General features: G+C 37.1%; 18 protein-coding genes and 1 pseudogene. 6 read left to right on the top strand and 13 right to left on the bottom strand.

The window, feature by feature from the left end; all coding sequences use genetic code 11:
- Positions 1-7: 7 nt before the first annotated feature.
- From MKO06_RS15470 to MKO06_RS15460, 3 genes are read left to right on the top strand one after another with little or no spacing between them, the layout of a single operon-like run.
- Entirely contained in the window at positions 8-625 is a 618-nt protein-coding gene (locus MKO06_RS15470) for a conjugal transfer protein TraK (protein ID WP_241552167.1), read from the top strand.
- Entirely contained in the window at positions 612-1,514 is a 903-nt protein-coding gene (gene traM, locus MKO06_RS15465; protein ID WP_241552166.1) for a conjugative transposon protein TraM, read from the top strand. The genes MKO06_RS15470 and traM overlap by 14 nt, the downstream gene beginning before the upstream one ends.
- Positions 1,511-2,317: a DUF4138 domain-containing protein gene (locus MKO06_RS15460; RefSeq protein ID WP_241552165.1), complete on the top strand. Its 807-nt coding sequence runs from the start codon at positions 1,511-1,513 to the stop codon at positions 2,315-2,317. The genes traM and MKO06_RS15460 overlap by 4 nt, the downstream gene beginning before the upstream one ends.
- Before the next feature lie 67 nt (positions 2,318-2,384).
- On the opposite strand, the gene MKO06_RS15455 is transcribed toward MKO06_RS15460, so the two are convergent.
- The 6 genes from MKO06_RS15455 to MKO06_RS15430 all read right to left on the bottom strand — a co-directional run bounded on the left by MKO06_RS15455 (position 2,385) and on the right by MKO06_RS15430 (position 8,261).
- Positions 2,385-3,761, bottom strand: coding sequence for an alpha-amylase (locus tag MKO06_RS15455; RefSeq protein WP_241552164.1), 1,377 nt, complete (start codon positions 3,759-3,761; stop codon positions 2,385-2,387).
- Positions 3,762-3,885: 124 nt separating this feature from the next.
- The gene (locus MKO06_RS15450) at positions 3,886-5,304 is read right to left on the bottom strand and encodes a type IV secretory system conjugative DNA transfer family protein (protein WP_241552163.1); all 1,419 of its coding nucleotides are present in this window, start codon (positions 5,302-5,304) and stop codon (positions 3,886-3,888) included.
- A gap of 168 nt (positions 5,305-5,472) precedes the next feature.
- A complete protein-coding gene (gene mobB, locus MKO06_RS15445; RefSeq protein ID WP_241552162.1) occupies positions 5,473-6,492 on the bottom strand; it encodes a MobB family relaxase in 1,020 nt (339 codons plus the stop codon).
- Entirely contained in the window at positions 6,476-7,012 is a 537-nt protein-coding gene (locus MKO06_RS15440) for a BfmA/BtgA family mobilization protein (RefSeq protein WP_241552161.1), read from the bottom strand. The genes mobB and MKO06_RS15440 overlap by 17 nt, the downstream gene beginning before the upstream one ends.
- A 370-nt stretch (positions 7,013-7,382) precedes the next feature.
- A complete protein-coding gene (locus MKO06_RS15435) occupies positions 7,383-7,832 on the bottom strand; it encodes a JAB domain-containing protein (RefSeq protein WP_241552160.1) in 450 nt (149 codons plus the stop codon).
- Positions 7,833-7,904: 72 nt separating this feature from the next.
- Positions 7,905-8,261, bottom strand: a complete 357-nt coding sequence (locus MKO06_RS15430; RefSeq protein WP_241552863.1) for a single-stranded DNA-binding protein — start codon at positions 8,259-8,261, stop codon at positions 7,905-7,907.
- A 745-nt stretch (positions 8,262-9,006) separates the two neighbouring features.
- Here MKO06_RS15430 and MKO06_RS15425 point away from each other — a divergent pair.
- Together MKO06_RS15425 and MKO06_RS15420 are read left to right on the top strand one after the other, a co-directional pair.
- Positions 9,007-12,312 (top strand): hypothetical protein, encoded by a 3,306-nt coding sequence (locus MKO06_RS15425; protein WP_241552159.1) that lies wholly within the window; start codon positions 9,007-9,009, stop codon positions 12,310-12,312.
- A 1-nt stretch (position 12,313) separates the two neighbouring features.
- Positions 12,314-16,336, top strand: a complete 4,023-nt coding sequence (locus MKO06_RS15420) for a DUF6443 domain-containing protein (RefSeq protein WP_241552158.1) — start codon at positions 12,314-12,316, stop codon at positions 16,334-16,336.
- 480 nt (positions 16,337-16,816) lie between these two features.
- Here the strand turns inward: MKO06_RS15420 and MKO06_RS15415 are convergent.
- From MKO06_RS15415 to MKO06_RS15400, 4 genes and pseudogenes are all read right to left on the bottom strand, one after another.
- Positions 16,817-17,245 (bottom strand): annotated as a pseudogene (locus MKO06_RS15415) (helix-turn-helix domain-containing protein).
- Between the two features lie 17 nt (positions 17,246-17,262).
- A complete protein-coding gene (locus MKO06_RS15410; protein ID WP_241552157.1) occupies positions 17,263-17,622 on the bottom strand; it encodes a hypothetical protein in 360 nt (119 codons plus the stop codon).
- 16 nt (positions 17,623-17,638) lie between these two features.
- Entirely contained in the window at positions 17,639-17,977 is a 339-nt protein-coding gene (locus tag MKO06_RS15405; protein WP_241552156.1) for a hypothetical protein, read from the bottom strand.
- 259 nt (positions 17,978-18,236) lie between these two features.
- Complete coding sequence (locus tag MKO06_RS15400) at positions 18,237-19,352, bottom strand: DUF2914 domain-containing protein (RefSeq protein ID WP_241552155.1); 1,116 nt, start codon at positions 19,350-19,352, stop codon at positions 18,237-18,239.
- Between the two features lie 439 nt (positions 19,353-19,791).
- Between MKO06_RS15400 and MKO06_RS15395 the strand changes: the two genes are divergently transcribed.
- The gene (locus tag MKO06_RS15395; RefSeq protein ID WP_241552154.1) at positions 19,792-20,190 is read left to right on the top strand and encodes a hypothetical protein; all 399 of its coding nucleotides are present in this window, start codon (positions 19,792-19,794) and stop codon (positions 20,188-20,190) included.
- A 121-nt stretch (positions 20,191-20,311) separates the two neighbouring features.
- Here the strand turns inward: MKO06_RS15395 and MKO06_RS15390 are convergent, their stop codons facing one another.
- The 3 genes from MKO06_RS15390 to MKO06_RS15380 form a co-directional block, all read right to left on the bottom strand.
- Positions 20,312-20,932, bottom strand: a complete 621-nt coding sequence (locus tag MKO06_RS15390) for a hypothetical protein (protein ID WP_241552153.1) — start codon at positions 20,930-20,932, stop codon at positions 20,312-20,314.
- Between the two features lie 176 nt (positions 20,933-21,108).
- Complete coding sequence (locus MKO06_RS15385) at positions 21,109-21,879, bottom strand: hypothetical protein (protein ID WP_241552152.1); 771 nt, start codon at positions 21,877-21,879, stop codon at positions 21,109-21,111.
- A gap of 217 nt (positions 21,880-22,096) precedes the next feature.
- Complete coding sequence (locus tag MKO06_RS15380) at positions 22,097-23,149, bottom strand: TlpA disulfide reductase family protein (protein WP_241552151.1); 1,053 nt, start codon at positions 23,147-23,149, stop codon at positions 22,097-22,099.
- Positions 23,150-23,231 lie beyond the last annotated feature (82 nt).

Here is a 23,231-nt window from a genome sequence, read left to right as displayed (position 1 = left end):
TACGCCTATGAAAAGCCCCTATTTACATATTTATAAAGTGCTTCGGTTGAACCGATTTATTGTGGTCACTGTGATCATCATTGCCTTCGGCAGTAGTTTAGTTTCTTTATTCCAGGTAAGGAAAATTCAAGAGGATCTACTGGGTAAGGCCTTTGTGGTAAGCCAAGAGGGAATGGTAATCCCATTGGAACTAGTTGAAGAAAATGAGAATCTAGAAGTTGAAGCTAAGGCTCACCTTGCACAATTCTACCGGTACTTTTATGACCTAAACACCAGTAATTATAAATCAAACCTGGAGAAAGCACTTTGGCTCGGAAATCAAAGCGTGGATGACATTTATCGTCAAAAGAAATCGGATGGGGTCTACAACCGGCTTTTACAGTATTCCCTGGTTCAGCAAATCCAAAGTATTGAAACGGAATTAGATCTTTCTAATGCACCCTATTCCTTTACTTCGGTAATCGACTTCCAGGTAAATCGGGGAAGTACGATTGATACTTACCGGCTTACGACTTCCGGAAATCTACTAAAGGTCGATAGGCAATTCCCTAGGAACCCTCACGGTCTTCTTATTACTAATTATTTCGAAAACAGTTTAAAAAAATTGGCAGATGAAACCAGATAAACGAAAACTACTAGTTATTGCAATGCTTGCGGTTATTATTGCTTTTATTATCATTTACGGGTTCATGATCAGGCAAGAGGACGCAGAAGTTCCAGAAATAAAGGAGCCAGAGGTTCCTGAATTAAGTGATGAAAAAAAGCAATATGATACCCGTTTAGAGGCGGTCGATAAGTTATCGGGAAAAAGGCCGGTAACTACCCCGGGTTTGTATGACGAAGACCTTATAAACAAATCGGGGGAGTACGATCCTTATTTACGAGAAAAACAGAAGATCGCTTTAATGGATAGTATTCTGAAATCCGGACCTGATATAGAAGATTACAAGTATGAGCAGGAGGAGTCAAGGGATCGGTCATTGCTTTCTAATCCTGTAATCGAACTCGACCAGCCTAAGTCGCTAAAACCGATTGGTCAGGGTCATGGAATATTCTTTCTCCAGCCCCAAAAGGAAGAATCAAAAGGTTTTCAAATGGGCAAACCAATTAAAGCAGAAGTGATTGGTGACCAGGTAGTTTCAAAGGATCATCGCTTAAAATTAAGGCTAGTTGAACCATTTGTTATTGAGGGTGATACCTTGAGGGAAAACTCGGTTTTTTATGCCTTCTGCAGTTTTCAGCCAAATCGGTTGTTATTAAATGTTCGCCAGGTTGGTAATAAAGCTATTTCGATGAAAGCATTTGATATTTCAGATGGTCAGGAGGGGATTTATATCGAGAATAGTTTCCGAAGCCAGGCTGCTACGGAGTTAATTGATGATGTTATCCAGGATATAAATATTTCGGGCTTACCGCAGGTAAGTGGGTTAAAAGGCATTTTTCAAAGGAATAATCGCAGTACTAAGGTTAAGGTCCTGCATCAGTATCAACTTTTATTAAAACCAGTATTATGAAATCAATTACCAGTTTTGTTTTAGGAATAATAGCTAATGTTGTTATAGCTCAAAAATCGCCTGATGTAATTTATTGCAATGATTTTCAAAATGTAGCTATTGTAATGGATACTCCTATCGCCCAGGCGGTAACAGGGTCTGAAGATTTTGTTTTTAGTTATAATCAAACTGCGGAAGATAGTTTGGGACTGCTGCAGGGGAGGCCGGGAAAAGATAGTAATTTATTGGTTAGAACCACCGATGGGGGACTCTATCATTATATTCTAAAATATAAGGATACTCTAACTCAATTTGTTCATTTCATTGATCCTGTATTCAGGATTAACTCAATTCAGACGATCAAAAACGGTGACGAGGAAAACAAAGTGAAAATCTTTTCAAAAGGGATCTCCAATTCTACTTTTATGGAGAAACTCTCCACCTATTATCTTAATCGGAATCCACATAGGATAGCTTTAAAGAGCAAGGATAAGATTAAGTTGGAAGTTCAGGGTTTATATTATTTCCAAGAAAAAGTCTATATGGTATTGAATATTCAGAATCGATCCAATATTGATTTTAGAATTAATACTTTGAATTTGACTAAGATTCATGGATTAAACCGCCGTAAGAGTTCATACCAGGAGTTGGAAATTCAAAACCTGCATCGAAAGGGTTTTCCTGTAGTGGTCCGAAGTGGTAAAAATGCTCGTTTTGTGATGGTATATCCGAAGGTCACCTTAGGCGATCATGAAACGCTTAAATTATTTCTCAACGAGAAGAATGGTGGACGCCATATAGATTTATTAATAAAGAAAATATAGGATCTAATTGTTAACCGCGTACAGATCAAAATACAAGTGTACTCTAGAAAGAGTACACTTGTAATATTTACTTCAGCGACCAGATTGAATAGCTGTTCGGAGGAACCTCTATTTTTACCCATCCGTCACTTTGGGTGACAGGCTCCCATCCGGAGTTTCCAGTAAAATCCTTAATTCTCTGGGAGTTCCAATTGGTAGATACCCAGCGTTCTTTTCTCGAGTTACTATTATTAAGATAAATAACTAATCCTGGTGCACCATTCCTGCGAGCTATATATTCATCCTGATCAGCGAATTGAATATCGGTGCTTCCTCCTGCTTTATTATTATGGATCCAGATTAGGTTATTGAGTTTATCTTTGTCCAACCATTCTTCATAGTCCTGATAGAATATCGTCGGGTATCCCTCGTGAGTTAAAATATATGCATAGGCAAGCATTTTCCCATTATATATTTCGTCTGTATCATGATTTGCTACGAATGTAACTGCCTTCATTGGTCTTCTTTTCCAGAGCATATCGTCTTGGAGTTTTGATAGGTCATTTCCTTCAAAGGCATCTCTCATTCTATAATAACAAGCGAAGTCAAATGCTGAGGCGCCGGATTGATCTACCCACCATTCTAAGGTAGCTGCATTACCGTCCCAATATTCACCGACGGCAAAGCCACCAACTTCGTTGGTCCAAGCATTTACTACACCTGGTGAGAATCCTTTTACATAATCAAATCTCCAGCCATCAAACCCCATAGTGTTTTTATAATATTTAGCTACGGAGTTGGTTTTGTTCCACAACCAATCCTGTACATATTGTTTGTCATGACATAAATCAGCAAAGCCTCCAAAAACACCTGAATCATTACTGTGGTAGTCATTTGGATGAAAATCAGTTGCTGATCTAAAGAACATGCCTGAAGCCGGGTTGTAATCTGTATAGGTTTCGGTACCACTGTATGGATTACTTTCAAGATCTCCACCACTATTATGGTTTATTACAATATCCGCTATAACACTTATATTATTATTATGGGCTGTTGAAATTAGAGATTCTAGTTCCGTTCTTGATCCAAACCGAGTTTCGGTAGATCCCATTTGATCGTACTCTCCAAAGTCATAATAATCAAATGGATCATAACCCATGGAAAAGGGGCCGTTCTGAGCTTTCGAGACAGGAGGAAGCCAGATAGCATCAATTCCTACATTATTCCAGGATGCAATCTTTGAGGTTACTGTTTCCCACCAATTTCCTCCGGCAGGAACATCCCAATAAAAAGCCTGCATCATGACCCCACTTCCAATAGATGCTTTATTGGAGTGAACTAGGTTTTCTTTGGAATCAATGGATTGTTTGGAGTAACTTGTAGGGTTTGCCACGTCGGGTTTTTCACATGAACTAACCAGGAATGTTAGTGAACATGATAATAGTAATAATTTTAAATTGTTCATATTTTATGATTTAGGGTTGTATTCAAACTATAAAAATATGTTGGTATTAAAGTTTATATAATAGGAATATTTTTAACGAAAACGTTTTAGTGTTGATAACTTCATGTTTTTTTAGGCTCTAATTTTATAATTCATCAATAATTCTTTTTGCTTCTTCATAAATTGTAATAAAATTTCTTTCGATATCTTCTTTACTATGACTTACAAATTTGTCTGGTAGACCTCTATCTAATATCTGCTTTCGAAATTTCACGAGTCTTTCTTTTCCATCTGCATATGCTACGAACTCTCCTGGTTGTAATCTAAAAAATAGGTCTGCTCTTAGTTTCGAAACCTCCTTTTTAGTTTTTGTGATTCGCGTATCAAAATTAAGATTCTGGCCTTTACTAATACTTATTACATCTTTGTTAACCAGTTCAAAGAATTGTTCATAATAGGAGGCTGTGGTTGGATCGTTAACCTTTCCGAAGAACTGGTAGGAGAGGTTACTTAAAATAGCTTTACTGGCTTTATCTCCATAGAGCAAATCGTTTTGAATTTTATCCTGCATAATATAGAGTGTAGTAATATCGTATGATCTTAAGGTGGCCGGTATTCGATGCATATTCAGGAGTCGAATCGTAGGAGCCTCTTCCATCAAAACAAAGGAGCTTTGCCTGTTCCTGATACTCATTTGTTTGATGATAGAATGCATAATGGTAGCAATAATAGGAGAGTAGGCAGATTCAAGTTTAGGATTATTTACGACACATACCACAGACGGATTAGCGGAATTATTAATATCCAGGGATACATCATTTCCAGAAAGGCAAAAGAAAATTTTACGCGTTGAAATCTTCTTAAATGCATTGGCCAAGGTTCCTTTTACTGCTGCTGTTTGTCGCTCGGAATCAACACCTGAAATAAAAGCATCGGCCATAGCTCGCGAGGTTAAGTCAGAACTAAGGAAACTGATTAGTTGATCGCCGGTCATCAATTGGTAAAGGGCTATTAGGTGAGGAAGGGTACAATATTTTGGATGGTAGGTGCGGAGTTTCCAGATCATTCCGCTAAGAATCCCTTCCACGGCATCATTGAAAAATCTTGAACTTCCCGAAGAATACTGGTCTTTTTGTTCTAATAGGTTTTCCACCAGCACCCTGGCAACCTCGTTAACGCTTTCTTCGTCGGGTAGGCAAACGGGCGCTATAGGATTAATGCGATGATAAACAGGGTCAAATGAAATAATGTAAAAAGGCAGATTAGAATGTTTAAAAAGGGGATAGGCGAGTTCTGTCAATTCAAAATTTTTATAGTCGTGAATGATTCCGCAGAATTCATGTTTAAAAAAATGTTGAATAAAGTTATATACCACGCTTTCTGTCTTTCCGCTACCTGCGGCCCCGGTAATGGATACACCTCTCCTTAGGTTATTTATTTGCAAATTTCCTGAGTCCAGGGAGAATTTGATTTTGTATTTCCCCGGAATATCTACAGTAGAATTATTTTTTATTAGAACTGAAGTTATCAATGCAATTAAAAGCAGTGGTAGCGTTATAATCATGGACTGTAATAAGTTTTCATAGGTTTGATAAAAGAGTTGAAGGAAAACCAGGCTGCAAACAAGAAGAACCTGTATTACGCCATATTTGGACCACCGCAGTAGTATAGAAAATAATGCTGCCGAGAGTGTATAGGAAAAAATAAGAGGTAAAATCATTTTGTCGTGTTTTTAATATCCAATTGAGCCTGATCGCATACCTAGTTCCAGAGCTTTCTGAACCTGTTTTACAGCGAATCGCAATTTTGTATTTGGAATGGCAGGTATAACGGATTGGGCTGATTTCATTAAAGTCATCGCCAGTTTACGTTCGGAGGTAGGTAATTTTAAGATTGCCGAATAGTACTGCTTGGGAGCGTTGATCAGGAGTTTACGAGATGAATATTTTTCCACATAATTACGTTGAAACTGGAATTGTTTATCAAATCGGCTTTCGGCCTTTTGGAAGAAGGAGTCTCGGTCAAAACCTCTTTTGGTATGTTTACCCTGGAATATAACTTCAGAGGCACGGTATTTACTACCCGGTGAAAGGCTTATGGAATTGGTTTGATCTTTTCGGCTTACGATTAAATGGATATGGGTTTGGGCTCCAGGTTTACCGATGCCGGCTTCAATAAGTTGTCCGTTAACTTTATGGGGAGCCTCCTTTTGTAGCCGGTTAATTTCCTTTTGAATATCCAGGTCAGAGCCTTTTATTTCGCCCCTGGAAAGTTTGCGAAGGTCATTTTCAAGTTTTGCGATTCGGTTCGAATAGATGGCATTTTCTCGTACCTCTTTATCGGTATTCTTAAAAGTGCGGGTATACTCAATTTTCGCATAGTATTTAATGTCGGATACCTGGATGGGTTTACCGTTAAAGTTTCGGTTAAAACTTGCAGCGTAATCCTTCATTACTTCCCTTGTATAAGATTTTAGTTTGTCCGGATCATTTTGAATATGGTGGAGTTCGCGCTGTGACGGATTAATTGTAAGGGAATAATAACGTGGTTCGGTTGTTTTAAGTTTTGCAGTGTTCGAATCGATTTCTCTAATCACTTCTTTCGAGCTGATATGATCACTAGTTTGGTTAAAGAATAATTCCCGTTGCTCTGGAAGACGATCGGTGTTTTCTTTTTCCAGGTAGTCGACGAAATCAGCTACGCTCGTTGCATATTGATCGCCTAATTTTTGAGGGCTAATTGTTATATACATGGTATTTTTTTTTGAGGTGTGCTATCTCTGAATTGGTTAGAGAAACTTTCCAGTAAGGCCTACCAAAAGGCGGTTTGACCAGTTTCATTCTATCAAGAACTTTCCTGATATCGTGGTGATCAGTATTATTGGGATGATTCTGTTCAGGTGGGCTTTGAACAGTCAAATTTTCAAATGCCTTTTCAAAAGACATGGATAGTTTTTTAGTGGAAGGGTTGGGTATACCTTCGAATAGGGCATCTAGCATTCCCTTGGTTGGTAGGGTTTGGTTGATTTCAATGTCTCGAATGATGGCTACCAGTGCATTGATACGCTTTGTGATAGCAGATTCAAGAGTTTGCATTCGCGGTCCAAGGGATTCTGAGGGTGAAATATTATTGTATTCAAAAAACTCAAGCATAAGCAGTAGGGTAGCGGACCTGGATTTTGATATCGCTTTACTAAACTTGATGAATTTTTTAGCCACAGAGGCTTTAAAACTCAGATTCTTAAAGGGTTCTTTTTTTTCAGTTTGGCTCATTTTGCGTGAAATATTTGCCTGTTTACGGGGTTTTTCAGAGGTTTTGCGTGAAAAATAATTTTTGTCTTTTCCCTTTACATAGCATTACGGATCAAATGCATTCATTTGACAGTGATTAAAAGGAAAGAATGTCTGAAACATCGCGCAGCGTGTTACCCTCTTGCTTTTCCTTTTTATACGGCTTTGCCGTATTTTTTAATTTAGATTAGTTACGCATGTTCTTCACTATGAGTATTAGACTTTAAGAGTTTTTAAATTGAAGATTTAGATAAATTTCAATAGAAGTCTATTTTCATCGATAATAATTATCGGTATAGACTAAAAAAGGGTGACTAAAAAGCCACCCTATTGAATATTGGAACAAAAAAGGTTATAGCATACCTTCATCTGCGAAGGAATAGTATTCTCCATCTGGATTTAAGATCAGGTGATCCAGGAGGTTTATATCGAAGTATTTACAGGCTGTTTTAATTTTCTGTGTGAGCATTTTATCAGCCTGGCTGGGCTTTAAATTACCGGAGGGATGATTATGTACTAAAATGACTGAGGTTGTAAGGCTTTTTAGGATTACTCCAAAAAGTATCCGCACATCTACTAAGGTACCGGCTATACCGCCAATTGAGACTTCATAAATGCCTTTTACTTTATTAGCATTATTGAGAAGTAATACTTTAAAACTTTCCTGAATTCCGATTCGATCTTTATCCCAGCTTTGGTAAATAACTTCTGAAGCCTTTTCAGCTGAAGTTATTTTCGGGGCTTCTTTCATTTTAAAATTTCCCCGGTATTTGAGTGATATTTCATTAACTTTGGTTTTCATATTCTAGATTTGAATTAATAGTTTAGGATAGAAGAGGGTGCCAAGTTGAGGAAGAGCACCCTCTTTCTTTTTTTAAGAATCTGATTCACTGGAATTAGTAGTTCCTAGCAAAAGAATCTCGTTAGCGATAACTTCAGTCACGAATCTTTTTTCACCTTGGTTTGTTTCATATGATCTGGTGCTAAGTTTACCTTCGATTGCCACTTCTTTACCGGTGGTTACAAACTTTTCAATGATTTCAGCAGTTTTCTCCCAAGCTACGATGGTATGCCATTGGGTATTCTGAACTTTTTCTCCGTTTGAATTCTTATAAAATTCATTGGTTGCCATTGAAAATGAGGCTACTTTTTTGCCGTTTTCAAGATTTTTCACTTCGGGATTATTACCCGCATTACCGATTAATTGAACTTTGTTTCTGATAGTACTCATAACATTTACTTTTATGGCCTTGAAGACCTGGTTAATAAAATTTGATTTACTTTTTATATCTGGAGCGTTTATCTTTTTTGATTTTTTTGAGTGATATGTCTCCAGGTATTTTTTCATAATGATTCTCTTTTGATTTACTTCTTATAGAGCCTTCGCTGTTATCTTTTTTGATGCTAAACATCCATACAATTTCCATTGCCGTTAGAGACGTATAAAAAGTGGAGGCATAGCCGTAATGGCTTTATGCCGTCTCCGGTATTGGAAATTGTAGTTTTGCTAGCGGAAAAAGAAAATGGCGATAATATTAGTTGGATCAAAATATATTGATTAATGAATGTGATCAGAACATTAAGGTCAATTAAACTTTAAAAAGTCTCAGGGGAATCCATTAAAAACTTGAAAAACTCGATACGAAACTTTCAGTTTTACCAGAAAATATGAAGTGGGAATATGGTTTTTTTTCAATGAGACATTGTTTTTAACCTCAATGACTTTATTATGCCTCTTTCCAGTATGTTTTCACTAGTATTAATGTTAAGTCTCATATTAACCGTTTTGAAAATTTGTATGATATTCAAGGTGATATGATCATTAATGGGAATGTTCGGACAGTTTAGTAATAGAAAATTAAATGAATCACATTTCTTATGTTAATGATAATAATCCTTCAAAATAGTAAGGGTTTTTAATTTGAGGTAGTTTAGCCGCCTAGTAGTTTAGCTCATCAAAGTTCAAGTGACTCACGATGAAAAACTACAAATTTTTAATTACCATAATTTTAGGTTTTACAACTCTTGCTTATGGACAGGACCCAAAACTTCTCCCTGAGATCATTCCTCCATCTCCTGAAGCTGCTGCATTTGCAAAGTTTGCGGAAACCCCAGTGTCACATTATACAGGTCTTCCTAATATATCGGTACCGTTTCATTCTATTGATCTAGATGGGATGAATATCCCCATTGGGCTTTCTTATCACGCACGCGGAATCAAGGTTGAAGAGATTGCTTCCAGGGTTGGGATAGGTTGGACGTTAAACGCAGGAGGAGCGGTTACCCGTCAGACACGTGGCAGTTCTGATGAGCTACCTTACTATGGTTATTTAAACCTTAATACTTATTCTAATTTTTTTACGAGTAGAAGTTCTAGAAGTAGTGCATATAATGGTTTGTTAAATTATTCTGAATATGACATGATCCCAGATAAATTCCAGGTGCAGGCTCCGGGATTATCAGCTACGTTCTTTTTTAACCAGCAGACCGGAGAGCCGTTATTAAAATCATATGATGACCTAGATATAAACTACACCTTAGAAAATGGCAAAATTGCCAAATTCATAATAAAAAACTCAAATGGATACATCTATTATTTTGGGAAATCCCAAAATGGATTGAGAGAGGCTTTTGACTACGATGATGTAACACATTCGTATTCATTTTCACAAAGTGGATCCCTTACGACAAATTCTGATGATTCATACATAGTTTATAATTCTTGGAAACTTATGGATATAGTTTCTCCTAATGGCGAATCCGTATCTTTTTCTTACAATGAAGAATATCCAATTTTTCATCGTCGTAGTTATGATAAGTTAAATATGGATACAAACCAGGCTATATGTTATTTTAACCGAGTCGAGAGCAAACAATACCAGTTGCATCAAATAGACGCCTCAAATACACGAGTTAAATTTATAAAAGGATCGGAGCGTTTGGATTTGGATGATGCTTTTCCACTTTCATCGGTAGAAGTTTACCAGGGAACCACCAATCTTATCAAATCTTTTGACCTTAATTATACCTATAGCGATTGTGAGGATGACAATAACCAGTTAGCCTACTTAAAGACAGTAGAGCCTAGGGCTGATAAACGTCTTATGTTAAATTCGGTAACCGAGAAGGGGATTAATGGTTCTATAAAGCCCTCCTATTTTTTTGAGTATAATTCAAATCCATTGCCAAACAGGTTTTCCAATTCACAGGATTACTGGGGGTACTATAACGATACCAACAATGGTCGTTTTTTGACGTTTTTTGATTATGGAACTACTGGCATAGATCGATCAGTAGATACTATAGCGTCCAGGGCTGGGATGCTTGAAAAGATCACTTATCCAACTGGAGGTTATACCGTATTCACCTATGAACATAACAAAGCCAAACCTACAGGGAATATTGAGGATCTATTTTTTAGTAATACAAATCCAGCTACTATAGAAAATAAAAATGTAGGGCTCTCTCAATTGGATAATATTGATAGAAAAATTTATTATTTAGGTAGTTATCAGAAACCATTTACAGTAAGTTCCAATATCGATGGGTCGGTTTCATCTAATATTTCCTTCGCTGATAATTCAGGATGTAGCTCCACCACCTATGGTTACGGTTGCAAATTTAGAGTTTTTATAAAACAAGGATCATTAACGGTTGCTGAACTATTTATGGGTCAGGATCAGCTTACCTTACAACCAGGTGATTACACATTTGTTGTAACTCCTCAGGGAACCCATGATCCATATAATATGAACGATGCTTTTTTGGCGAGTCTTTCTTGGACAGAAATATCTCAGGCAAGTGTATCAGAAATTCTTTACACCTCAGGAAAACGAATTAAAAGAATCGATACATATGATGCCGATCAAAGTCTAGTTTCTTTTAAAGAATATGAATATAAACGCTCCAATGGAGACTGTTCGGGAGCTGTATTGGGAATGCCGAGTTTTTATTCTATTGATCAGACAATGAGTCCGGATGGTAGTGTGGTGTTAATGCCTGATGGTGCAGTTCCAGGAAGTCCTATGAGTACTGCTCAAGGTAATTCTATTGGATATGGAATGGTTACAGAATATTTCGGGGATAAAAATAACAATGTTGGAAAAACTGAATATGAATTTAGCTTGACCAAGGACAATCAGGGCTATATGAAGTATCCCTATCATATCCCTAATGATAATGAATGGCTTAGGGGCTTACCGCTTAAGGTGCGTCAATACCGAAAAGAGTCTAATGGATCTTATTCCTTGGTAAAAGATGTGGTAAATAATTACTTGTATGCTGGGATTGTTCCGCAATCATCATTAGGTGGAGAAGGCTTAATGTTAAGTGATGAGTCACCAGAAATTCATCCTCATAATTCTGATGAAATTGGGCCTTCTTCATTATTTCTTGAATCTCGATTTAGATTCCCGTTAGCTATTTTTTATAACGCTGAGGAGTATTGGGAGCCTGATAGCGGAACCGGAATCATGTATAAAGCATTTTTCATGACTGGGGGAACAGTGGATAAAGTTTCAACTACGGAAACCAGTTATGATGGGGCAAGTAATCATGTAAAAACTACCGAATATGATTTCAATTATTCAAATCATTACCAGGTAGCCTCTGTATTGACCGATGCCAGTGATCTGGATCCGCTGATTCAGAAATTTGTTTATACCAAGGATTTAATCAATACCACACCTGCTGAGGAGGACCTACTTTTTCAAAACCGGGTTGTTCCTATTGAAATCCGGCAATACAAGGATTTAAATGGAGATAAGATTGCTCAAAGCAGTGAACTTTTATCATATGTAAAGAATACCTATAAAAGCATAGGTTTAAAGAAGGCGGAATTAGACTTTGTGTCAGTTGCGAAAGGTCCAAATGCGCTAGAACCCCGCGTGCGCTACCATAGTTACGATTCTTCTGGTAATCCTTTAGAGGTATCTAAAGAAGACGGTGCTCATATTGTTTATTTGTGGGGTTATAATGATCAACACCCCATTGCCAAGATCGAGAATGCCACTTCAACTGAGGTTATGAACCAATTATCAGGACATAGTGGTCTGGAATATTATGATGAATCTGATATGTTGCAGATCAATAATCTTCGCATGAATCTTCCCAACGCGATGGTTACCACTTACGAATATGAACCCTTAGTAGGTGTAACTAAGATCACCGATCCAAGGGCACAGGTAACTACCTATCACTATGATAATTTCAATCGTCTTGAATTCATCAAAGATCAACTAGGTAACCTCGTTCAGGAAAACCAGTACAACTACAAAAATTAATATGATGAGAAGTACATTTATATTTACGATCCTATTTATTTTTGTAGGGTTAACCGATAGTATTGCATTAAATAATAAAACGAATTCTAATGGCGTGGTCAGTCCTGTGTTACTGGCGGCCTCTGATGAGAGTTTCGAGAGCGGTCTGGGCGGTTGGACACAATCTTCGTCTGATGATATGGATTGGAGTAGGAGGAGTGGGGGCACGCCCTCAAGTTCTACCGGTCCTTCCGGAGCTTATGATGGCTCTTACTACATTTATACTGAATCCTCCAGTCCTAACTTTCCTAGTAAAACGGCAATTATTACTTCTCCTAGCTATGATGTAAGCTCTATAAGTGCCTTTACCTTTAACTACCATATGTATGGAGCAACGATTGGTTCCATCCAGTTGCAAATAAGTTCCAATGGTGGTGGTAGCTGGGGGACTATTTGGTCAAAATCAGGAAACCAGGGAACGAGCTGGCAATCTTATACTGTAAACCTTTCTAACACAACAGGATCACAGATGTTCCGTTTTGTAGCTACTACCGGTAGTAATTATACAGGAGATATTGCTTTGGATAATTTTGTATTTACCACCAGTGCAGGTTGTAATGATGCACTATCCCTGAGTAATACCGAGAATTATGTATTTACCCGAACCTATCAAAATGAGAATGGAGATGTAACAGATGCCATTGAGCAGGTCACGTATTTTGATGGTCTTGGAAGACCAAAACAACAGGTTGGCATTGGCCATGGTAATGAAGCTTGTAAAGACCTGGTGACCCATGTGGCTTATGACCAGTATGGTCGCCAGACCCGGGAATACCTTCCCTATGTGGAAACTGGAAGTTCTGGTTCTTTTAGAACTGGGGATATAGATGAAAACACTCGTAATTATTATGATGCTGCTTTCCCAGATGATTTCAATGGAGTGAGCACAGCCAACCCATTCTCGGAAAGTCAATTGGAAGCTTCCCCTCTTAGTCGACCTGAAAAACAGGCAGCTCCCGGTTATGACTGGCGATTAGGCGGGGGACATGAGGTTGAGATGGATTATCAAACGAACACTTCCAGTGAAGTACGTAACTACCAGGTGAGCCTTACGTATACTAACGGGATCTATGAACCTACCTTGTCCTCCGGAGGCTATTATGCCACTGGAGAATTATATAAAACCATTACTAAAGATGAGAACCACACCTCCGGTACGGCTCATACTACGGAAGAGTTTACGGATAAGCAAGGTAGAGTGGTGTTAAAAAGAACCTATGCTGATAGTGATAACAATGGCGATGGGGATACGACAGACTCAGGAGAGACTAATGCTAAACATGATACATACTACGTTTACGATGACTATGGTAACCTTACCTATGTATTACCACCTAAGGTGATTCATGATAGTATATCTACTACGGAAAAGAATGAATTGTGTTACCAGTACAAATACGATCGTAGAAACCGCCTGGCTGAGAAAAAGGTTCCGGGTAAAGGTTGGGAGTATATCGTATACAACAAGCTGGATCAACCTGTACTTACTCAGGATGCAAATATGAGAGGTGTAAATTCTGGAGAGCCTACTGACCAATGGTTATTTACAAAATATGATGCTTTTGGACGGGTGGCTTATACCGGTTATATAAGTAATAGTAATGGTCGATCCAATCTTCAGGGAACTTTCGACGGAGCTACTTATAATTATGAACAAAGACAAACCTCTTCAAGAAGTCTAGGAGGAACCAATGTCTATTACACCAATAACGCCAAACCTCAAACATCGATTAGTGAGATTTATACCATCAATTATTACGATTCCTATGATAATCTGAACATTGGTTTCACCATTCCTAATTCCAATTCTCTTGGAGAAACAATTATAAAAGGAATGGGAACCAAAGGGCTTGCTACGGTTACCAAAACAAGAGTTCTTGGAACCAGCCAGTGGATCACCACGGCCATGGGATATGATAGTAAAGGAAGGGTTGTCTGGACCAAAACCTATAATCCATTCCTTGGCACTACAGATATAGTTGCACATGACCTTGATTTCACAGGAACTGTATTACAGACTAAGACGACCCATCAAAAAACCGGTAAGAGTGATATTGTGACTATCGACACCTATGATTATGATCACATGAAGCGACTTAAGAAACATACCCAGACCATCAATGGTAGCACTCCTGAGATGATTACAGAAAACGATTACGATGAACTAGGTCAACTAGAGAACAAAGGAGTTGGAAATGTTGCTTCAGACAGTACCAGGTTGCAGGATATAGAATATTCTTATAATGTTAGAGGCTGGCTTAAATCTATTAATGATATTGGAAATACTGATAAATTATTTAACTTTCAATTATCTTATAATGATCCATCTTCAGGCACGCCTCTCTTTAATGGGAATATTAGTAGGGCCGACTGGAGAACGGATAACACAGACAGTAACTTGAAGTATTATAGGTATTATTATGACGATCTAAACCGAATCACTTCGGCGACTGCTCATAATTCTGCATATAATCTGAGTGGGGTGACTTATGATAAGAATGGTAATATTCAAAAGTTAAAGAGAGGGAGTTCCGGGGCTATGGATAACCTTACCTATGATTATAATAATTCAGATGTAAGCAATAGGTTGCGCCGGGTAAGCGATATTGGAAATACAAATGGGTTCGAAGATGGAACAAACACTGGCGATGATTATATGTATGATCCTAATGGCAACTTAACATCCGATGCCAATAAAGGGATAACGAATATTACTTATAATCATTTGAACCTGCCGGTAGATGTGGAGTTTAACGGCTCTTCCAGCCAGACAATTCATTACGCCTATGACGCTACCGGGGTAAAACTTCGAAAAGTAATCCCAGGTAAGACCACGGACTATGCCGGAAACTTTATCTACGAAGGCGGAACACTGCAATTCTTTAGTACTTCCGAGGGATACGTGTCTTATGACAACGGGCAGTTTAATTATGTCTACAATTACGTCGATCATCTCGGAAATGTGCGTTTAAGCTATACTGATGGTGATCACAACGGCTCGATAGATCCTGCTACGGAAATTATCCAGGAGAAAAATTATTATCCATTTGGGCTCACCCACCAAGGGTATAATGGTGGAGGCAGTAGTTATGGTAATGATGCCGCGAAACGTTATGGTTTTGGAGGGAAAGAGCTACAGGATGAAACCTTCTCTGGGAATACCTTAGACTGGTATGATGTCTCTGCCAGAAACTATGATCCTGCACTGGGTAGGTGGATGAATATTGATCCATTGGCTGAACAGATGAGAAGACACTCTCCTTATAATTATGCCTTCAATAATCCTTTATACTGGATTGATCCTGATGGAATGGCTCCTACAGACTGGTATCAAAATTTAGATAATGGAAATATTGAATGGCATGATGGTTCTGCGGAAAAAGAAGGATATGTGAACCTGGGTAAAGCTACCGATGTTGCAGTAGGAAAAGGATATTCTTTACAAGATAATGGCGTTTTCACCGACAATAATACAGGCAAAACTTATGGAAAGGGAGATGAGTTAGCTGTTGGTGCTACAGGAGTATCTATAGAATCCAACGGTAGCTTTCTAGAGGAGACACAAACATATGTTAATCATAATAAAGACCAATTACTATCTATTGCAGATGACTTACAAACAGCCGGAGACGGTATTGCAGTAACAGGTTACGGTGCTGCCGTGGTAGGATCTGCAGTAGCAGGAGTGGGAGCTGCACCAGGTGCCACAATTGCCGGTATAGGAAATGGAGTTAGTATGGCAGGTTCTCTTTTAGAGTTTGGAGTTAATTTAATAACAGCAGATTATGGCGCTGCCGCTGAAGAGGCAGGTTTTATTATTGGTGGTGAGGTTATCCATAATGCAGTTGATAGATTAATTCCAGGACCTACCCCAAACATGTCGGAAGAAGTTTCAAACGGTATAAATGTAATACGAACAAACTTAAACACTATGAAGCCGGTGGTAATCGAAAGAGGATATGAAAAAATAAAGGAGGGAAATTAACTTATGAATCTCTTATTTAGCTTTGCTGGATTATTATTTACCGCTTTCCAAATCTACTATTTAGTATCGTGGTTGAGAAAGAAAAAGAAAAGGTACAAAAGCAGAAAAATTGGTGCCACTGATATTACACCGTTCACTCAAATAATTGCAGCAATTTTATTGGGCTTAATGACAACAGTGTTCTTCCTTCTAAAAATTTTAGAAGAGTAAATAAAAAAACAATTAAAAATGGAAGCCATTAAAATTATTGTTCCTCTACTTGCAATAGCTTTTGGTTTAGTATTAAAATATACAAATCATGAACAAAACAAACGACTTAAAAAATACTGGTGGATATTTGTCTTTCTAGGTATAATAACATTTATAGTTAGACTAGCTAATCATTACCTATTTGAATAGACAGTGTTTTTTTAAATTCATCAGAAAAAGGAGAAATCTTATATGGAAAAAGGAGAGGGTTTTTAAACTAAAAGGTTGAAATCAGTGATTTTCTATTTTGCCCACTAACTTCTCCAAATACGAAACCTTATCCTTTTCGGCTTGCACCAGACGTTCGTAGAGTTTTTTGTTTTCTTCGTAGGCTTCTACCAGTTTATCCAGAGGATTAAAGGTACAATGATGGTTAATCGTAGGCCCGGCATTAATGGTGGATCCTTCGTAGTTGTTCTGAATATTATTAAATATAGCTTCCTCGCTAAAATTCTCAATGGCTTCTTTAGAAACACCCAGCGCTTAGGCCACTCGTTCCAGCTTATCATCTTCTAAGGTCTCACTTTGCTCTAGATGCGAAACACTCTGCTGTGAAATGCCCAGCTCCTCGGCGAGGGTCTCTTGCTTCATGCCGCGCAGTTCACGAATGCGGGCAATTTTACGGCCTATATGATTTGGTTTGGTTGCTGTTGTACTCATAGTCTCAAAGGTAATAATTAATATTTGCTGGTGAGATATCCGGCGAAATCATGGGTCTTCTCCAGGGTTGTTTCGATATCTATGATTAGGTTGCCATTGTAGGGTCGTATGGCGGCTTGCATTTTATCTTTAAAGTCCTTCCCGCAACTAGTCATAAGGGTAAACGGTTTTTTAGGGGACGTTTTAAAGCCTTTGTTTTTCATCAGCTTTTTAAGCTGGCGTAGGGTGGCTTCTTCAGAGTTATTAGGTTCTACGCCTAATTGAAAAACGAACTCCGAGTAATGATCCATAGCAAAGAATATATAAGCTGTACCTTCTTGTACCGGTGTCGCTAAATAGGTGAAATATACCAGTTGCCGGGGGTAAGTTACTTCCATGGTTTAAGCGATAGACTTAAATTTTACATTTTTGATCAAAGCATCTAAAGTATAAAGAATATTCTTTATCATCTTCTCCCATTTGCTGTACCTCGATCATACGTTTAAGCGGGTGCTGGTCGAGTTCCTGGTCTACCTTACCAATCAAAAAATCCAGGCTTACTTCGAGGGCATCGGCAATCTTGGCTGCCACATCAATTTCATCCTTACCTCCAAGTCGGAACATCTGGAAAATATGTCCTTTCTTAAATTTCGGTTTAAATTCTACAGACCGGTATTTGGATAGCGGCGGATTGAACATCAATGCCGGCCTGCCAATATTTTCAGAAATGATATAGGCATTCAAAGCTCCCATACTGCTGCCGATAATGGCGTTGAATTCGGTATGTGGGAATTGCTTTAATATTTCTACAGGCTGGATATGCTGATGTTTATAATTGATATCGGGAGCAAAGACTTCTCCGTATTGTTCCAGTACTTTTCCTTTTCCGGGGATGAGTTTGCTATGGAGTCCGTGAAGGTAGAATATTCATCCTGTTAATTTAGAAGTTCAGGACAAATAAAACAAGAGAAAGCGACAAAATATGTCGTTTCATTAATTGAGGTAACCGTTGTTAAAATGATTTCTTTACCATTCTTCCTTTAGGAGGTTTAGCAGTGTTTTTAATCTCAAAATCCACAATACCAAGTATCAGTTCCTCTTCGGTAATTACTTCAACTTTCCATTGGCCTTCCTTAAGGTTATTTTTATAGGTATATCCACGGAAACCACGATCACGCCCACCGGCAACTTCAAAATCAATATCATCTGTTACTTCCCATTTTCTGGTTTCAGGATTGTACCATTTCCACCTATGAAAAATGGACTTTTTTAAATCTGTAGGTGCAAAAACAGAAGTGAATACATAAACTCTTTCACCTGCCTGGTGATGAAAATTGGTGTCATGTTTACGCCAGAATATATACCATGGGTTCTTTTCGTAGGTAACAAAGTATTCGTTATTTATTTTTCGCACATTATGAGCCACCAACCCGGTATCCATAGCTAGTGGCACTGGAGGAATCAAATTGAAATAGTAAAAAACATTAATTGATATATAGATAGAAAGGATAAGACCGATGAGTTTTTTTAAACTTATCTCAGCTCTTGTGACTGGGCTTGAACTGTAAATAAACGTGATGAGTGCTAGCGTACACCCCAAACTTATCAGCCCCGAAATGATAAAAATAAAGGTATTCATTTCCTTGATCAGCGTGGGAATAATAAAGGCGAAAAAGGTAAAACTGATAAAAAAATAAACACTAAACTGAAGGTATTTGTTGGAGATCTTACTTTTAAGAAACTCGTTTGCAAATAGGAGCAGAACCAGCAGTATGAAAAAAAACAGAGTTTTTGACATCGACACACTTCTGAAAAAATAGATGACAAAAGCACTTGAAAGTGCGCCAAAGAAGAACTGTATGGCTAGTGGAAGATATTCGGAATATCGTTCGATAAAAGTACCTTCCCACCTGTTATCATCCACTGTATTATATAAATAAAGTGTTAAGGATAATAAGGTCATATGCGAGCATAGTACTACCGTATCATAAACACGATCTATTCGCCCTAAGGTGAGGGTGTCAAATATGAAACCACCCATAAAAAAAAGAATGGGAGCGTACTTTTGATTGCGAAAAACAAACCTTCCAAAAGCAGTATTTCTATATCTTACTAAAGTTCTTTTCACACTGTATTTAGTAGCGCCAAATTTAGGAAGAAAACTTCAACCGGTATTTGCTTTGACATTAATCCCAGGGAGTTTATGGAAAAGGCAGAAGCAGGATCTTATCAAATATTTCAGCGGAAAGGAATTATCTTAATTTGCTTTTGAGTCGGTGCAGATAAAAAATTTTCATTCTGGAACGTTAGAGGTTCAGCACAAATAAACCAAAAGAAGGGACAAAATAGGTCATTTTAAACTATTTTTCCAACTGCATGATTCACCGGAAAGTAGCTCAAACCAATTTGAGAATATCAATCCTGGTTTATTTTTAAACGGATTTCTCCTTTTTCCTGTTTAAGAAAAGCTTTAGATTTACGAGCATTAGTGTAAAACCCCGTTATTCCTACTGCTTCACATTATTAGATTTAAGAAGGCGATTTTCAATTGTAACCTATTTACCATCATGAAAAAGAATTTGATCCTCCTATGTTTATGTATCTTAACTATTTCCTGTAGCAAAGATGATGAAACCTATGTAAATCCTATTAATCCGCCGGCCTGGCTACTTGGTACCTGGCAAGCAGATACTTATGAGGATTCAAGAACAGGTTTTGAGATCACTGAGGATGATATTATCGTACTTTCAGGTTCGGGTGAAATAAGCCAAAAGGATCATCTGAAATCTATGCATGATTCCAGTGTTTCTATGGGTATTCTGGAAATCAATAATGAAGAACATTTCCGTTTAGAACTCAATTATCCAGAAGGAAACACGGTAATGTTTAGCTTTTCAAAAATAGATGATCAACAAATTAGCTGGTACAAAACCCTTGATGAAGTTGTGACTCTAACAAAGCAATAAAAAATAGCTTCAAAAGTGCCAGATAAAACTACTTGTTTTATCTGGTCTATCGCAGTCTTTTGTTTGCGCTATGCAGATAGCGACAAGGGCTAGCTTTTATTTTATAGCAGTTTTCGAAATTTTAATCACAGTCCACTGCTTTTAGTTCGATAGTTCCATCTTCTTTTTTAGTCATTGCATATCCATTGTCCAGCATTGGTTGAAAATCTGAACGACCATTTAAATGCCAAAGTAGATATCCATAATCACACTTTTCTAACCTTCCCTTTTCCCGTTCTATTTTTACTATTTTCTTTAGATCTTCTGAATATTCGAATGGGGAATGAATTAACAGGATCAAAGGATTAAAATCAATGTTTTCTTCCGAATATTCTTTTAATCTTTTAGCGGAAGGGAACCCATATTTTTTCGTTATTTCAATTACTCTCTCCGTGTGGATCTTGTCCATTGGGGTAATATAATTTTTCCAGATCTTTTTCTTGAGGGAATCTGACTTAACCGGGGTGAATTTCAACCTGTTTTCTCTTACCTCATTGCTTAAATTTTCAATGCTATCAGTGATCGACTTATCAAATGTTTGATAGTACAAATATTCTCTCGTAGCCTGATCATAATGGTACATGAATTTTAGTTCTTCAATTATCTCATCAATATCCTGCTCTAATAGATTATCCTTTTCAGATTGAGAATAGCTATTTAAGCTCAGTGAAAACAGTAGTGAGGTTAGTAAGATTTTCGTCATTATTAAATTGTTTTATCCAACACAATCTAATTGAAATAAGAATTATTTCATTGATTATAATTGCATCATAGAACGGGAAAATTGATTCGTAGGCCTAGCCAGAATGATGGTGAATATACCAGTTTTCTTTCTAACGGTGGAGTCTATTTAAGTATAAACTGATAGGGGGTTCCTGACTAGTTATTAAGCCAGCTATGATAACTTATATTATCCCAACCGTAAATGGAAAGTGAAACACCAGAATTTTCCTCAATATTTTCATTTGAAAAGTCCTGTAGAATTGATTCTAAATTTTCGAATTCTTCGTAATCTGTGTATTTGAAATACTTCGATGGGCGGTCAACCCAATGACCATCTGAGGCGGGAGGATAAGGTATCCGTCCCTCTCCCTCAAAGCTGAATTGCGTGAAATTTGGATTTTCAAGCAGTACTTCTAAAAAAGCCTGATAGATTTCAGTGTTATCGGTGTTCGTACCACCTACGTAGGCAAAAGAATTTTCAGGATATCGAAAAGTATCTTCAAAAAGCAAATTTGTAAAGTTACTTTCAATGCGATTTATGGAAATTTTTTCCTGGTTAATTTCAATTGAATATTTGTCAATTGTCTGGCCATTGATAAAGCTTATCTCAGTAATATTTTCTGGTAGATCTATATAAGCAGTTGCCGGGCCTAAAGCTGTTAAACAGATACCCGGATTGGAAATTTCTTTCATTCTTATCCTGAGCACATTTTTTTCTATTGACTGATCGGTAATTATAGTGTAATTAATACAGGGATATATTTCTTCTGTGATCAGTTTAAGTTTTAGATCTGGAATTTCTGAAGTATTTGAATTGTTATAAATTTCTACCGGCATAAAATTTATATCAGATTCTATGTAACCGATATCGTCTCTACTACAACCAAGGCTGATTATTGATATAAGAAGTATGATAAATCTTTCCAAGTTCTCTGTTTAGATAATAGATGAAAAATTAAACAAAAGGTTGCGTTCAAAATGTGCCTCACAATTTATCATAAAATTAGTCAGTGGAATAGTGGAGGCAGATTGTCCCGTTTTGGTTTGATTTATTTTTGAAGATACTATTTTTCAATTTTACGGTGCCAGCTATTGGTGTATGTCCTACTTTGGTCAGTTTTTTTCTTTAAACTGCGCGAAATTCTTAATTCAAATAACGGGAAATAGTATTATCTAAATCTTCAATATCTATATCTCGTTCTACAATAATTCCTTTTTCATTAATTAAAATATTTGAAGGGGTAGTTGAAATACCATATGCCTGGAAAACTTCGCCTTCCCAGCTTTCCAGATTACTTAATTGAGGCCAGGTAAGATTATCCTCTTTAATCGCATTGGTCCAATTATCTTTGATTCTATCTCTGGAAATCCCAACAATTCTAAATCCTTCCGAATGGTATTTCTCATAAATTTCCTTTAGCTTCGGATTCATCAATCTACTACCATAACAAGTAGATGACCAGAATTGAAGCAAGGTGAGACCACCGGTCAATTTTGAAATTTGTTTTATTTCACCTTTCTCATTTGGGATACTAAAATCAGGAAATTCCTTTCCTATTGAAGCGATGTTATTTTCAATATTCCTTGCTATCTTTTTACCCAAAGAACTTTGCTTTACATCATCTGTAAGGTTTTTGAAAAGCCCTTTAATTTCCTCTTTATTCAATTTCTTATTACCATGTAAGAGATAGGCACTTATAACAGCATCGGGGTGATTTTTGATAAAGGAGACTTCCTTTTCTTTAATAATTTTCTTTGATAAATTATTTGAATTGGAGTATGTGTCTTCAATTAATTCCTCAAATAAGTATTGATTGCGAGATCCTGTTATTTTCGCATTTTTAAAATCTACATTGGAAGAATTAAATGTCATTTCTGAATCTTCAATCCAAACTTCTTTAAAGTTTTTTCGGTCCCTTGAAAAGAGCATTGTGTAAACAACGGGTTCAGTCAAAATTGTTTCAAATTTGAAGCTATTATTTTTAACAAGAGCAGAATCAATATTCCCTCCATTTACGAGATCTCGAAGAAATAGATAGGTACCATCATTAATATTAGATGTTTTTCCTGATAATGAAAAATCCTTCTTTTGAGCTATAACAAGGTTGCAGCTTATCAAGCTCAAAAGCATTAAATTTTTTAAGAACATAATTAAAGTTGGTTTAGCTATAAAGCTATAAAAATTAAATTGAGCCATATGATAGAGATAATCTTAATATGTTTCAAAGCTTGTAAACCACAATTTTTGCAGTAAAAACTTTTAAGAATAGCGGATTAGT

The organism is Christiangramia oceanisediminis, from assembly GCF_022570735.2.
GTDB lineage: Bacteria > Bacteroidota > Bacteroidia > Flavobacteriales > Flavobacteriaceae > Christiangramia > Christiangramia oceanisediminis.
Note: the sequence above shows the minus strand (reverse complement) of the source record. Positions and strands in the feature narration are given on the sequence as shown.

What these genes read in the sequence shown, in the direction of transcription:
- MKO06_RS15470 (WP_241552167.1), top strand. Translation starts at nt 8, where the DNA reads ATGAAAAGCCCCTATTTACATATTTATAAAGTGCTTCGGTTGAACCGA.
- traM (WP_241552166.1), top strand. Translation starts at nt 612, where the DNA reads ATGAAACCAGATAAACGAAAACTACTAGTTATTGCAATGCTTGCGGTT.
- MKO06_RS15460 (WP_241552165.1), top strand. Translation starts at nt 1,511, where the DNA reads ATGAAATCAATTACCAGTTTTGTTTTAGGAATAATAGCTAATGTTGTT.
- MKO06_RS15455 (WP_241552164.1), bottom strand. Translation starts at nt 3,761, where the DNA reads ATGAACAATTTAAAATTATTACTATTATCATGTTCACTAACATTCCTG.
- MKO06_RS15450 (WP_241552163.1), bottom strand. Translation starts at nt 5,304, where the DNA reads ATGATTATAACGCTACCACTGCTTTTAATTGCATTGATAACTTCAGTT.
- mobB (WP_241552162.1), bottom strand. Translation starts at nt 6,492, where the DNA reads ATGTATATAACAATTAGCCCTCAAAAATTAGGCGATCAATATGCAACG.
- MKO06_RS15440 (WP_241552161.1), bottom strand. Translation starts at nt 7,012, where the DNA reads ATGAGCCAAACTGAAAAAAAAGAACCCTTTAAGAATCTGAGTTTTAAA.
- MKO06_RS15435 (WP_241552160.1), bottom strand. Translation starts at nt 7,832, where the DNA reads ATGAAAACCAAAGTTAATGAAATATCACTCAAATACCGGGGAAATTTT.
- MKO06_RS15430 (WP_241552863.1), bottom strand. Translation starts at nt 8,261, where the DNA reads ATGAGTACTATCAGAAACAAAGTTCAATTAATCGGTAATGCGGGTAAT.
- MKO06_RS15425 (WP_241552159.1), top strand. Translation starts at nt 9,007, where the DNA reads ATGAAAAACTACAAATTTTTAATTACCATAATTTTAGGTTTTACAACT.
- MKO06_RS15420 (WP_241552158.1), top strand. Translation starts at nt 12,314, where the DNA reads ATGATGAGAAGTACATTTATATTTACGATCCTATTTATTTTTGTAGGG.
- MKO06_RS15410 (WP_241552157.1), bottom strand. Translation starts at nt 17,622, where the DNA reads ATGGAAGTAACTTACCCCCGGCAACTGGTATATTTCACCTATTTAGCG.
- MKO06_RS15405 (WP_241552156.1), bottom strand. Translation starts at nt 17,977, where the DNA reads ATGGGAGCTTTGAATGCCTATATCATTTCTGAAAATATTGGCAGGCCG.
- MKO06_RS15395 (WP_241552154.1), top strand. Translation starts at nt 19,792, where the DNA reads ATGAAAAAGAATTTGATCCTCCTATGTTTATGTATCTTAACTATTTCC.
- MKO06_RS15390 (WP_241552153.1), bottom strand. Translation starts at nt 20,932, where the DNA reads ATGACGAAAATCTTACTAACCTCACTACTGTTTTCACTGAGCTTAAAT.
- MKO06_RS15380 (WP_241552151.1), bottom strand. Translation starts at nt 23,149, where the DNA reads ATGGCTCAATTTAATTTTTATAGCTTTATAGCTAAACCAACTTTAATT.